This is a genomic window from Komagataeibacter rhaeticus (assembly GCF_003207855.1).
Classification (GTDB): Bacteria; Pseudomonadota; Alphaproteobacteria; order Acetobacterales; family Acetobacteraceae; genus Komagataeibacter; species Komagataeibacter rhaeticus.
The window spans coordinates 161,703-173,866 of sequence record NZ_NKTZ01000002.1; the positions used below are offsets into that span (position 1 = coordinate 161,703).

Below are 12,164 nucleotides of genomic sequence, written 5' to 3' on the forward strand. Positions count from 1 at the left end.
GCATGGCGCTTCCCCCCCCTGGCCGACCGGCGCGCCGGATCCGGCGGCTGAAAAAACGCCAGCGCCCCCGCGTGCGCGGCCTGTCCTTCAACCGCCTGATCCCCAATCTCATGACCATGCTGGGCCTGTGCGCGGGGCTGACCGGCATGCGCTTCGGGCTGGAAGGGCGTTTTGGCAGCGCGGCCACGGCACTGCTCATTGCCGCGTGCATTGACGGGCTGGACGGGCGCATTGCCCGGCTGCTGCGTGGCACCAGCCGCTTCGGGGCCGAATTCGACAGCCTGTCGGATTTCCTGTGCTTTGGCGTGGCGCCCGCTTTCGTGCTGTACCTGTGGGCGCTGCATGAAGGGGGGCGGTTTGGCTACATTCCGTGCATCATGTTCACGGTCTGCATGGCGCTGCGGCTGGCGCGCTTCAACGCCAGCCTGGATGACGACGCCAACCAGCCCAAATATGCCAGCAACTTCTTTACCGGCGTGCCCGCCCCGGCGGGTGCCGGGCTGGCGCTGTTCCCGCTCTTCCTGGGGCTGGAGGCGCAGCGCCTGCATATTGACTGGCTGTACGACCTGACGCGCGACCCGCTGCTGCCGGCCCTGACGCTAAGCGGCACGGCGTTCCTGCTGGTGTCCACGCTGCCGGTCTGGTCGTTTAAGAACTTCAAGGTGCCTTCGCCCCTGATCCTGCCCACCATGCTGGGCACCGGGGCCTATGCGGCGGTGCTGGTGGCGGAACCGTGGGGCGCACTGGCTGCGGCGGGCATCCTGTATATCCTGCTGCTGCCCATAAGCCGCCGCAGCTTCCACCGCCTGCGCCGCGCGGCCGAGGCCCTGCAGGAAAGTGACGACAGCCCGGCGCCTCACGCCTGATGCAAGGCTTCATGCGGCAGGCGGCTGTTTGTCCTGCCCGGTGCGCCAGCGTATCAGTGCCTCCAGTATCATGGCCGGTGCGGGCGGGCAGCCCGGCAGCGACAGGCTGGCCTGCGCCCGCCCGCCCACGCCGCCCAGCACGGCGTAACTGGGGGTAAACACACCACCATCAACTGCGCAGTCCCCCACGACGGCCAGCAACCGGGAGCCGGGCATGGCCTGCCAGGCCAGTTCCACCACCGGGGCCATTTCCACGCTCAGGCTGCCGGTCAGCAGCAGCAGCCCCGCCTGGCGTGGTGTGGACACGAAGCGGATGGCGGCATTGCCGGCATCCAGCGCACGCGATACCGCACGCAGTTCCAGCCCGCAGCCGGTGCAGCCGCCGGTATCCATGTGAAAGATATCCAGCGCCTGCATACGCGGCAGTGCCCCCCCTTCGGGCCAGAACAGGTGCAGATAGGCCATGACGGTTCCCCTGAAGGGCGTTTCAAAAATCCGCCTTTGAAACATCCCGCAAATTGTAAAAAGTTTTGGGTGAAGCCTTTTTCAGAAAGCTTCAGAGAACACCGCCTGTTTTGAAAATGGCGGCATCCAGAAACTCTTATTGTTTTTTCCCAACATCTTATTCCAGGCCGTCTCTTATAGATCCGCCCCGGCCGCCGACAGGCCCAGCGAGGTCAGGATGGGCTCGACATCCTCATACACCGCGCCGTGCAGGATGGCAGGCAGCGCCTGTATCTGCGCCAGCGACGGATCACCACACCACCATGCGGCAATCCGGCCGTCTTCCACCCGCAGCCAGTGCCAGACCGGCCCTGCCGGGCCTTCGGCCATGCCCAGCCCCTCGCCATCCACGCACTGCGCCGGAACCGGCGGCTCGGGCATGACACCAGCATTGCCGAGTATCCGCACGCTCTCCCCCAGTTCATGCAGGCGGGTGGACAGGCGGGCGGTCATGTCCCCCTCACTACGTGGGGGCGGGGTCAGCCAGCCGGGGGCATAGGCGGGGTCCTGCGCCCTCAGGTCCGCCTCGATGCCCGAAGCCCGTCCCACGCAGCCCCCGATCCCCCATTGCCGTGCGGCACCAGCACTCAGGACACCCCGCCCCAGCAACTGCGTCGCCAGTCCGCGCGGCCGCCAGAACAGGCGCCTGAGCGTGGCGCAGCCTTCATGAAGAGCGGCCATCATCTCCGGTGCGGGGGCTGCGGCATCGCGGCGTGGCACTACATCGAACAGAAGCCGGTGGCCATACACCGCATGGCCGAGCTGACGCACATGTTCCAGCAGGGTCGCCGCCAGATTGGCCAGCCGCCCGTCCGCCTGCAGTTCCGCCATCTGCGCCACACTATCCAGATGGGTGGCCACCCGCTCCAGTTCGGCGGGAAAAATGGCCAGCGGGCATGACGTATCCACCCCGCTGGCGGCTGTCACGGCACGCGCGAAGGCCAGCTGATGGGCAACCGTCGCCCCGGCATCGATCCGGGCGGCCAGGCGGGCGCCCCCGGCCAGCGTATTGCCCCGCATGCGCGCGCACAGGCCACGATGGGCATAACCCATGCGTGGCCGCACCTGCGTGATCCCTTCCCCCGGCAGGCCCAGCCGCAGATGCAGGGGCGCATGGAATCCACCCTCCGCCGGGCCATGGCCCAGCATGGTGCCCCCCGCGCGTTCCATGGCCGCGCCATCAATGAACTCGACCCCTTCAGGCGGGGGGGGCGCGGGCGGCGCGCGTTCGCGCAGGGGCCACGTCACGCCCCACTGGCCCTGATCCAGCCAGGGCGCCGTGCCCACGGCCCCCATGGCCTCGATGCCCCACAGGTCATGGAGCATGCGTTCATGCGCCTCCGCCCCCGGACGCGCGGGAGAGAGGGCAAGATAGCGTCCCTCCGGCACCGCAACACTGGCCATGAACGGCCCCGGACCATCGTGGAACAGGGCATGCACCTGCATTCCATCCGACCACAGCCCGCACAGGCGCGCTGTGGAACGGGGCAGTGCCTCCACCATCATCCGCCAGCCATCCGCCCCCAGTTCGAAGCGCCCGGCACAGGCGGCGGGCCGCCCCGCGCCAACCAGCCCGCGCAGCGTCATGGCCCGCCCCCCCCGTGACGGATAACCGCGGCCAGAACCATGCAGCCAAGCACCAGCGACAGGACACCCCGCATGCCGGGGGCCTGCCCCATCCTGTATCGGGCCATGACCGGCCACAGGGTCACGGCCGCCAGCAGGGCGGCCCAGACCTGCTGTGCAACCTGCCCCACCAGTACCAGCACCAGCGCCATGCCGGGCAGGAACGGCGGCCATGACGGGCCGGTCCCATCCATCCTGCCTGTCCGGTCCGGCTCCGTGATGGCTACCGCCAGCAGACATGCGGGAAGGGCCAGCGTGGTGTCCGCCCCCGGTAGCCCTGCCGCCAGCACCGCCCATGCCCCCCATGCCGTACCCGAGGGCCTGCGCCCCCCGCGCGGCAGGACGGACCACAGCAGGCACACCAGCCCCATGAAGGTCAGGACCGGCCGGATCACCGGCCATGTATCGGCCGCCCGCGCCACAACCGGCAGGGCCGCCAGCATGTCCATGCGCCCGCATGGCGGAACATGGTCTGCCGCCGCATCAGCCAGCATGCCGCAGGCCAGCAGCACGCCACCGACCAGCAGCACCGCCCCGGCCTGATCGGCCATGCCGCCCCACTGCGCCTGCAGCACCGACAGCCCGCCCTGCGCCATCATCAGCCCGCCCAGCCCGCCCCTGAGCACCTGCCAGCCCGCCCGGTCCAGCCCGCGCGGACCCTGCGCCAGCGCCAGCCGCACGGCCATCCCCGCGCCCATGAACATGAAAAGCAGGTCGCACCGCCCGAATGCCATCGCCAGCGCCGCATTGCCCGCAAGGAGAAACCCCGGCACCGTCCCCCCGCGTCCTTCCCCGCTCCGCGCGCCCATGGCCACATGCACACAGAGCGCCAGCGCGGGGCCAGTTCCCATGAAGGCCTGCGCGATGCCGGGACCAGCCCACCCCGCCCCGCCACACAGGACCAGAAGCAGGGCCGCCAGCAGGACACGCAGCGCCACCGGCGCCCCGGTGGCCAGCAGGGCCATGACCGAGACGGCCATCCACCCCGCCAGCAGGCTGCCATACAGCGGAAGTCCCATCATGACGGGTCCGTCTCCATGCGCGGCATGCCGGCCAGTGCGGCATTCAGGACCGCCGTCGCCACAATGGCCACCATCATGACCGGCGTGCTGCCCGCACGCGCGCCCAGCAGCATGATACCATCCAGCCCGCAGGCCAGCCCCGCGCACAGCGCCACCGGCCCACGTGCGATACATGCCCCCCAGACTCCACACAGCACGGCGCAGAGCGCGGCCATGACCATGAAATGCTGCGCCATGTCCCCCACACCGTGTGTCAGGATCTGTGCCAGCACCGTCACGCAGGCCAGCCCGCCAGCCAGACGGAGGCCACTGCGTTCACGCCCGCTGGCGGGTACATGGAGCATCTGTACCCCCAGCAGGCCCACACCCCCCGCCATGACCACGGCCAGCAGGCAGGCCAGTCCGGCCTGCCCCTGCATCCAGCTCCACAGGCCGATGCACGCCGCCGTAAGCCCCCCATGCCACACAAGCCCGCCCCCGCGCCCGCCCGAGCCGGAAAGCGAACAGATGACCAGCATGCCAAGCAGCAGCACCAGCATGGTCAGCCCATCCCCCGCCCGGCAAACAGCAGGACCCCGGCCATGATCGCGCAGAGCAGCCCCAGCCCGGCGCGCCATGTGGCGTGCCGCGGCCCCGACAGCACGAAAACCCGCATCCCCGCCACACAGCCGCACGCCAGCAGCATGTGCACCCCCCACAGCACGACCGCCCAGGCCAGCGGCCCGACGATGCGCGCATGCGCCAGCAGGTCGGGTTCCACAATGCTCTCGGGCCAGATCAGGTCGCGCGCCAGCATCATCCAGACCACCGCCAGCAGGTCACGCGCGTACTGCGCCACGGCCCGGTCGGGTCCTGCCAGATCGTCCAGCATGATGGAAAACAGGCGTGCCCCCGGCCCGTTTCCTTCCTCCACCCCCGCCAGTACCAGCGCCCCCGCCACCAGCGCCAGCGGCATGCGGATCAGATTCATGTCCGCCACATGCGCCTGCCGCACCAGTCCCGCCAGCGTGCCATCGGGCAGGCACATGCCCAGTATCGCACAGGCCAGCAGCAGCACCGGCTGAAGCATGAACCCCCCGGTGGCAACCCGCAGCCCGGCATGACCCGGCCGGGGCAGGCCCGCGGCAAAGGCCACGACCAGCAGGGCAAGGAACGCCATTTCCAGCAGGCCACCCACCACCAGCAGGTCGGACAGGTCGCTACCGGGCAGCCCGAGCGAGAAGGATGGCACAAGGATCGCCGCCCCCATGGCAGCCGCCAGCGCAAGCCAGGGAGCAAGTGCCGTCACATGCGCGCCCGCCGCCGAGCGCACGCCCGGCTGCCGCCATGCCCGCCGCAGCGCCCGCCAGTGCGCGGCAGGGTCCGGGGGGCGGCGCTCGCCCTCCATCACGGTGGCCATCCAGCGCAGCAGGCCGATCCACAGCGGGGTCGTCAGCAGGACCAGCGCCATATGGCAGGCCGCCAGCAATGCGGCCTGCATCCGCGCGGCCAGCAGGATTGGCTCCATCATCACCCCTCCATGCCACGCCCTATCCATGCCATGCAATGAACATGAGCGCGCCCACGCAGGCCAGAAGCAGAACGACCGGGGTCGGCACCGCACGCCCCTGCCACAGCCAGTCCACACGGCGCTGCACGCCTGCCACCATACCGGCCGCCCGGGCACGCCAGCGTATGGACACCCGCACAAAACGCCGCAGCACCGGCATGGGCACCAGCATGTCCGTCACCATGCGGGCCGGGTTGCCGGGACCGACCTGTGTCAGCGGGTCACCAAAGACCATCCATGGCGGAACGGCGGGCGCGCCCTGCTGCCATCCCGCCACCTGCCGGGCAGGCATGGGGCAGGCCAGCCTGCGCAGCAGCATGACCGCACACCCCACCACCGCCACCAGCAGGCACAGCCGCCCCGGATGGAACACGGCCGTGCCATCGGGGGAGGCAAGGGCCACGTCACGCAGTACCGGAGGCACGGCCCCGGACGGCACATGGCCCGCACCTTCCATCAGTCCCAGCCACAGTCCCGGCCAGACGGAGACCAGCAGCACCGGCACCGCCGCCAGCATGACGGGGATCATGGCGCGGCCACGCGGGTCGGCCGCCCCCGCCCCGCGCGGCGTGCGGGGCCGCCCGCACAGCACGACCGCGACCACGCGCACCAGCGCCAGCATCCGCACCGCCCATCCGACCCCAAGGACGACAAGCGCCGCCAGCAGCGGCATGTCCCCCACCACCCCGCCACCCTGCGCCATGCCGGCCAGAAGACGCAGCAGCATCCAGATGACCGAAAAGCCCAGCAGGGGCGGCAGCCCGCTTTCCGCCAGCAGGCCAAGGGCGAACAGGGCCGACAGGCGCGGCATGAGTACGCCCAAGCCCCCCAGCCGCAGCAGGACAAGCGGCCCCGCCTCCCGCTCCATCACGTCAAGCGCGCGCGCCACGAATACCCATGTCAGGAATGTTGCCGCCACCAGCAGGGCGGTACGGCTGGCGGCACTGGCCATGGCGGGCAGGTCATCCGCGCCCGCCAGCAGCCCCAGCCCCGCCAGCACGATGACCAGCGCGCCCGATCCCCCCATAAGCCCGGCCATGCTGCCCCGCGCGCCCCCCGCGCACAGCGCACGCCATGAGGCGGCCATGTAGAACACGCACCCGGCCACGATCAGCACCCAGCCCCAGCGCATGTCCGCCACCATGCCCGCCTGCGGCAGCCTGCGCCACAGGGCCAGGGCCGCGATCATGCCCGCGATATCCGCCATGTGGAACGGCCGCGCCACGCGCGACCCGACATGGGGGGAAAGGGAAAGGCCCAGCAGCCCCCGCGTGCCCAGCCAGCACAGCCCGGGCAGCAGCCACACCACCGGGCCGGGATCAACCATCACCGCCGCCATGACCATCAGGGCCACAAGATCAGCCGCCGGACGCACGCCCACCCGCCGCCCCGAACACAGCGCCAGCAGCCCCCACCCCGCCCCCATGCAGGACAGGACGGGGCCACCGATCACCGCGCAGCCCCCCGCGGCACAGGCGGCAAGATCACGCCCTGTCGTGGCGGCCATCCCCACAAGGCCCAGCGGCACCAGCAGGGCAATATCGCGTGGGGGCGCGAAAAAACCGTCCCCCGCCACCACCCCGCCCGGCAACCCGACGCCAAGGCAGGCCAGCACCACCATCACGCAGGCCACAAGCCACCCGCCCCGCAGGGCCGCCACCAGCAGCCCGAAGGGCCGTGGCAGGACCACCAGCACGGCGCTCCCCCCCACCAGCAGCACCACCAGTGCGATCAGGATGACAGGAATGATGACGGCCCTCCCGCTTGCGCCCGGCGGGTAAAGGCCGGGCGGGTCAGATCATGGCCAGCGGCTCCTTGCGGCGCGGCGGCGCTATGGCTTCATCAATCCGCGCCAGATCATCGCGCGTCAAGGTGATCTCCTGCGCCGCGATATTTTCACCCTGATGGCGCGGGCTGCCCGCCTTGGGAATGGCCAGCACGTTTTCCTGCCGCAGCACCCAGGCCAGCGCGATCTGCGCGGTCGTTGCGGGGCCAAGGGAAGTGGTATGGCGCCGGGCGATCTGCCTGAGCACCGGGGCCCGCAGCAGGTCACCGCCCTGCCCCAGCGGGGAATAGGCCATGGTCACGATGCCTGCCATGCGGTCACGCGCCAGCAGGTCGAACTCCACCCCACGGTAGTCAAGGCTGTAGAGCACCTGGTTCGCCGCGCAGGGCGTGCTGGCACTGATGCCCGCGATCTCGCGCATGCCATCGGTATCGAAATTGGAAACGCCCCAGCTGCGGATCAGCCCGGCCGCCACCAGGTCGTCAAATCCGGCAATGGTCTCTTCCAGCGGCACGCTGCCCTGCCAGTGCAGCAGGTAAAGATCAAGGTAATCGGTGCCAAGACGTTTGAGTGAGGCCTCGCACGCCTTGCGCACCCCCTGGCGCGATGCGTTGGAAGGCAGCACCTTGCTGACAAGGTACACGTCATCGCGCACGCCGCGTATCGCCTCGCCCACCAGCGTTTCCGACCGGCCGGACCCATACATTTCCGCCGTATCCACCACGCGGATGCCCGCATCCAGCCCTGCGCGGATGCTGCTGATCTCATCATGACGGCGGCTGGCGCTGTCCCCCATGTTCCATGTGCCCATGCCCAGCGCCGGAACCGTGGTGCCATTGTGGAAAGTAACCGTCTTCATCGCTGCCCTGCCTTTCATCGATGCCGCGGCACAGCAACGCCACGGCGGGTCTATCTGCGACGCGCCCATCCCTTGGGCTGCTGCTGCCAGTAGCGCAGGTCATGCCCCCCCGCGCGCCCGGCCACCCAGCGGCGGCGGGCGGCGGCAACGGCGGCCTCGTCATGGCCATCGAACACTTCGAACACCCGCTCGAACGGGGAAAGGTCGCTCACCTCCACCCCATCCAGCACGAACAGGAAGGTCGCCCCGTTGGGGACATCATCGCCTGCCGTCAGCCAGATCGGCTGCCACGGGCCATGGCCCATGGCCTGCGTGCCATGGGGGAGCCACAGCGGGCTGGTTGCCCGCCACAGCCCCTCATCGATTTCCTGCGCCCGCGCGGCCGTTGCGCAGCGGATGACCGCGCGCCTGTCCGACGCCAGCACCCGCCCGAGCAGTTCAGGCAGCACGGCCAGCGCCGTTGAACGCGTCAGGTGATAGAAGTCGATCTGCGCCATGGAGTTTCCCGTGCTGTCCCGCCCTGCCACGCAGGGCAGGTATCACCCCTCATACCCTGCCACCAGATGGTTGAGCAGCCGCACACCAAAGCCGGTTGCCCCCTTGGGCGCATATGCCGAGGGCTTGGACAGGAATGCGGTGCCCGCAATGTCCAGATGCGCCCACGGCACGCCCGCCACGAAGCATTCAAGGAATTTGGCCGCCGTGATCGACCCGCCGGGACGGCCGCCAATGTTCTTGAAGTCCGCGATGTCCGAACGCAGCAGGTCAAGATAGCTGTCATCCAGCGGCATGCGCCACAGCTTTTCCCCCGTCCTGTCACCGGCATGGGACAACTGCTCCGCCAGCCTGTCATTGTTGGAGAACAGGCCCGCGCGTTCGGTGCCAAGGCTGACCACGATCGCGCCGGTCAGGGTCGCGAGATTGACCATGAGGCGCGGGCTGAAGCGGTCCTGCGTGTACCACAGCACGTCGGCCAGTACCAGGCGCCCCTCGGCATCGGTATTGAGCACTTCCACCGTCTGGCCCGAGGCGGTGCGCACCACGTCGCCCGGGCGCTGGGCATTGCCCGAGAGCATGTTTTCCACCAGCCCCACAACGCCAATGGCATTGACCCTGGCCCTGCGTCCCGCCAGGGCCGCCATGGTGCCGACCACGGCGGCGGCACCGGCCATGTCGGTCTTCATTTCCTCCATGCCCCCTGCGGGCTTGATCGAGATGCCGCCCGAATCAAAGGTGACCCCCTTGCCCACGAAGGCGACCGGGGCCTCCCCCTCCGCGCCGCCATCCCAGTGCATGATGACGGTACGCGGCGGGGCGTCGCTGCCCTGGGCCACACCCAGCAGGGCACCAAAGCCCAGCCTGTGCATGGCATCACGGTCCAGCACCTCCACCCGGATGCCCAGATCACGCAGGCCCAGGATGCGCTGCTCGAATTCCGGCGGGCGCAGCATGTTCGCGGGTTCGGACACCAGATCACGGCACAGGCAGACCCCACGCGCCACCGCCAGCAGCGGTTCCCAGTGCTGCCGGGCCTCCGTGGCTTCAGACGTGTGCATGATCACGCCGGACGGCCCGGGCCGCGCCGACGGGCCGGGGCGCTTCTGGCCAGAAGTGGCCCTGGTCCGATACGAATCGAAGCGGTAGCCGCCCAGCACCATGCCCAGCGCGATTTCCACCAGCCCCGTTGCGCCAAGGCCGGGTGCGGCGAGAGACACCTTCTCCCCGTCAATCTTCTCGGCGGCCAGTGCCCGGATGGCGGCAACGCCGACGGATTCCATCTCGCCCGCTTCAAAGCAGGACACGCCCAGCCCCAGCAGGATGACCCGGTCGTATTCCGCCCCCGGGGTCAGCACGGTACAGGTCTTGCCCCGCTCAAAATCAAAGCCGGCGGCCTTCGCTGCCCGCGCCAGCGTCCTGCCGACCGTTTCATCCACCCCTTCGAGGGGGCTGGTCTTCGTCTCGATTGCAAAATGGGCAAGGACCAGCGTGCCATCAGTCGGTACGGCGGCGTCGGAAAAGACAATATCGAGCATGGGGGTCACGGTGCTCCGCTACGGAAAATGGTGGACCGGCAGGACGAATTCCCGCCCCGCCGGGGCAGGAAAGGGCCTGTCCTGCGCCATCATCCTCGATAAAGGCATGACGGCGCGCGATGAGTAAGCTAATGCCAACAGCATGAATACGCCATCCATCCCGGCATATGAGGACGGATTCCTTCTGGATCTGGCCCTCCGCCTTGCCAGCGAGGCCGCGGAACTGATCCGTGCCATCCGCGTGCGCGGCTTTGCCACGCAGGTCAAGACCGACAGTTCCCCCGTGACCGAGGCCGACCACGCGGCCGAGGCCCATATCCTTGAGGGGCTGCGCCAGCACGCCCCCGCCATCCCCGTGGTGGCGGAGGAGGAAATGGCCGCGGGCATCCGCTTTGATACCGGCAGCGAATTCTGGCTGGTGGACCCGCTGGATGGCACGCGGGAGTTCGCGGCGGGGCGTGATGACTTTACCGTCAATATCGGCCTGGTCCGCAACGGCCGCCCGGTTCTGGGCGCCGTGGCCCTGCCCGCCTATCACCAGCTTTACGGCGCGGGTGCCGGGCGCGGGGCCTTCCGCACCGACGCCCATGGCACGCAGGCGATCCATGTGCGCCCGACGCCTGCACAAGGGCTGACCGTGCTGGCTTCACGCCATTACGCCAATGATCCCCGCCTGCAGGAATTCCTGGGCGGCCAGCGTATCGCGCATCTGGGAAATATCGGCTCGGCCGCCAAATTCATCCGGGTGGCGGAAGGGGTGGCCGACCTCTATCCCCGCCTTGGCACCACCATGGAATGGGACACCGCCGCCCCGCAGGCGATTGTGGAGGCGGCTGGCGGCACGGTCACGACCCCGGATGGCCAGCCGCTGGGCTATGGCAAGCCGGAGTGGCGCAATCCGCATTTCGTGTGTCGCGGCGCGGTATAACGCAGGCCGATGCAGACACGACTGCTACCCGACACCCCCCATGGCCGGGAGGAAGCCGCCGCCATCCTGCGCGCGGGCGGGCTTGTGGCCTTTGGCACCGAGACGGTGTACGGCCTGGGGGCCGATGCGCGCAACGACCACGCGGTGACGGCCATCTACGCCGCCAAGGGCCGCCCCGGCATCAACCCGCTGATCAGCCATTTCACCACGGCCGATGCCGCCTTTGCGCAGGTCACGCCCACGCCGCTTGCGCGCGTGCTGGCCAGCCGTTTCTGGCCCGGCCCGCTGACCCTTGTGCTGCCGCGTGCGCCGGGCTGCGCCATTTCCCCCATCGCCACGGCGGGACTGTCCACCGCCGCCGTGCGCGTGCCCGCAGGCGGGAACACGCGCGCCCTGCTGGCCGCCTGCGACTTTCCGGTCGTGGCCCCCTCGGCCAACCCGTCGGGACGGGTCAGCCCGTCCGATGCCCGTCATGTGCTGGCGGGTCTGGATGGCCGGATCGACGCGGTGCTGGACTGTGGTCCGTGCCATGTGGGGGTGGAAAGCACCATTGTGGACCTGAGCGGCCCCGCCCCCGTCCTGCTGCGCCCCGGCGGCGTGACGCTGGAGGCGCTGGAAGCCGCCTGCGGCATGCCCGTGGCCATGCCACACGCCAGCAGCAATGACAGCCGGCCCCTGGCCCCCGGGCAGCTTTCATCCCATTACGCGCCGGGACTTGCGGTGCGGCTGGATGCGGACACGGTGGGCGCGGACGAGGCGCTGCTGGCCTTTGGCCCGCCGCTACCCGGCAGCCCGCTGGTATGGAACCTGAGCGCGCGGGGCGATCTGCGCGAAGCGGCGGCACGCCTCTTCGCGGGGCTGCGGTTTCTTGATATGGAGGGACACCGCCGGGGACTGGTCAGGATTGCGGTACAGCCCGTGCCCGCGCATGGGCTGGGCCGTGCGATCCGTGACCGGCTGGTCCGCGCGGCAAGCCCGCGTCCGTAATGGT

12 protein-coding genes are annotated in these 12,164 nt (G+C 69.6%); 3 read left to right on the forward strand and 9 right to left on the reverse strand.

Annotated elements, in window-relative coordinates:
* The first annotated feature begins 2 nt into the window (after positions 1–2).
* Positions 3–866, forward strand: a complete 864-nt coding sequence (locus CFR78_RS02950) for a CDP-alcohol phosphatidyltransferase family protein (RefSeq protein ID WP_172459721.1) — start codon at positions 3–5, stop codon at positions 864–866.
* A 9-nt stretch (positions 867–875) separates the two neighbouring features.
* Here the strand turns inward: CFR78_RS02950 and CFR78_RS02955 are convergent, their stop codons facing one another.
* From CFR78_RS02955 to CFR78_RS02995, 9 genes are all read right to left on the reverse strand, one after another.
* On the reverse strand, positions 876–1,331 hold the full coding sequence (locus tag CFR78_RS02955) for an NADH-quinone oxidoreductase subunit B family protein (protein ID WP_034933070.1): 456 nt from the start codon (positions 1,329–1,331) through the stop codon (positions 876–878).
* A gap of 174 nt (positions 1,332–1,505) precedes the next feature.
* Positions 1,506–2,957, reverse strand: coding sequence for an NADH-quinone oxidoreductase subunit D-related protein (locus CFR78_RS02960; RefSeq protein ID WP_034933071.1), 1,452 nt, complete (start codon positions 2,955–2,957; stop codon positions 1,506–1,508).
* The gene (locus tag CFR78_RS16205) at positions 2,954–4,018 is read right to left on the reverse strand and encodes a hypothetical protein (protein WP_034933074.1); all 1,065 of its coding nucleotides are present in this window, start codon (positions 4,016–4,018) and stop codon (positions 2,954–2,956) included. Before CFR78_RS16205 ends, CFR78_RS02960 begins: the two co-directional genes overlap by 4 nt.
* A complete protein-coding gene (locus tag CFR78_RS02970) occupies positions 4,015–4,557 on the reverse strand; it encodes a hypothetical protein (protein ID WP_034933076.1) in 543 nt (180 codons plus the stop codon). The genes CFR78_RS16205 and CFR78_RS02970 overlap by 4 nt, the downstream gene beginning before the upstream one ends.
* A gap of 2 nt (positions 4,558–4,559) precedes the next feature.
* Positions 4,560–5,528, reverse strand: coding sequence for a hypothetical protein (locus tag CFR78_RS02975; protein WP_034933078.1), 969 nt, complete (start codon positions 5,526–5,528; stop codon positions 4,560–4,562).
* A 19-nt stretch (positions 5,529–5,547) separates the two neighbouring features.
* Positions 5,548–7,290: a hypothetical protein gene (locus tag CFR78_RS16725; RefSeq protein ID WP_276202636.1), complete on the reverse strand. Its 1,743-nt coding sequence runs from the start codon at positions 7,288–7,290 to the stop codon at positions 5,548–5,550.
* Positions 7,291–7,360: 70 nt separating this feature from the next.
* Positions 7,361–8,212: an aldo/keto reductase gene (locus tag CFR78_RS02985; RefSeq protein ID WP_034933080.1), complete on the reverse strand. Its 852-nt coding sequence runs from the start codon at positions 8,210–8,212 to the stop codon at positions 7,361–7,363.
* 50 nt (positions 8,213–8,262) lie between these two features.
* Positions 8,263–8,709, reverse strand: coding sequence for a DNA polymerase III subunit chi (locus tag CFR78_RS02990; protein WP_007399707.1), 447 nt, complete (start codon positions 8,707–8,709; stop codon positions 8,263–8,265).
* 42 nt (positions 8,710–8,751) lie between these two features.
* Positions 8,752–10,245, reverse strand: coding sequence for a leucyl aminopeptidase (locus tag CFR78_RS02995; RefSeq protein ID WP_034933083.1), 1,494 nt, complete (start codon positions 10,243–10,245; stop codon positions 8,752–8,754).
* 142 nt (positions 10,246–10,387) lie between these two features.
* On the opposite strand from CFR78_RS02995, the gene cysQ reads away from it, so the two are divergent.
* The gene (gene cysQ / locus CFR78_RS03000; protein ID WP_007399704.1) at positions 10,388–11,173 is read left to right on the forward strand and encodes a 3'(2'),5'-bisphosphate nucleotidase CysQ; all 786 of its coding nucleotides are present in this window, start codon (positions 10,388–10,390) and stop codon (positions 11,171–11,173) included.
* Between the two features lie 9 nt (positions 11,174–11,182).
* Positions 11,183–12,160: an L-threonylcarbamoyladenylate synthase gene (locus CFR78_RS03005; RefSeq protein ID WP_034933085.1), complete on the forward strand. Its 978-nt coding sequence runs from the start codon at positions 11,183–11,185 to the stop codon at positions 12,158–12,160.
* The last annotated feature ends 4 nt before the right edge of the window (positions 12,161–12,164 follow it).

Coding starts and splice junctions, on each gene's coding strand:
- CFR78_RS02995 (WP_034933083.1), bottom strand. CDS start 10,245: ATGCTCGATATTGTCTTTTCCGACGCCGCCGTACCGACTGATGGCACG.
- CFR78_RS02985 (WP_034933080.1), bottom strand. CDS start 8,212: ATGAAGACGGTTACTTTCCACAATGGCACCACGGTTCCGGCGCTGGGC.
- cysQ (WP_007399704.1), top strand. CDS start 10,388: ATGAATACGCCATCCATCCCGGCATATGAGGACGGATTCCTTCTGGAT.
- CFR78_RS02990 (WP_007399707.1), bottom strand. CDS start 8,709: ATGGCGCAGATCGACTTCTATCACCTGACGCGTTCAACGGCGCTGGCC.
- CFR78_RS02960 (WP_034933071.1), bottom strand. CDS start 2,957: ATGACGCTGCGCGGGCTGGTTGGCGCGGGGCGGCCCGCCGCCTGTGCC.
- CFR78_RS02975 (WP_034933078.1), bottom strand. CDS start 5,528: ATGATGGAGCCAATCCTGCTGGCCGCGCGGATGCAGGCCGCATTGCTG.
- CFR78_RS02950 (WP_172459721.1), top strand. CDS start 3: ATGGCGCTTCCCCCCCCTGGCCGACCGGCGCGCCGGATCCGGCGGCTG.
- CFR78_RS02955 (WP_034933070.1), bottom strand. CDS start 1,331: ATGGCCTATCTGCACCTGTTCTGGCCCGAAGGGGGGGCACTGCCGCGT.
- CFR78_RS16205 (WP_034933074.1), bottom strand. CDS start 4,018: ATGATGGGACTTCCGCTGTATGGCAGCCTGCTGGCGGGGTGGATGGCC.
- CFR78_RS02970 (WP_034933076.1), bottom strand. CDS start 4,557: ATGCTGGTGCTGCTGCTTGGCATGCTGGTCATCTGTTCGCTTTCCGGC.
- CFR78_RS03005 (WP_034933085.1), top strand. CDS start 11,183: ATGCAGACACGACTGCTACCCGACACCCCCCATGGCCGGGAGGAAGCC.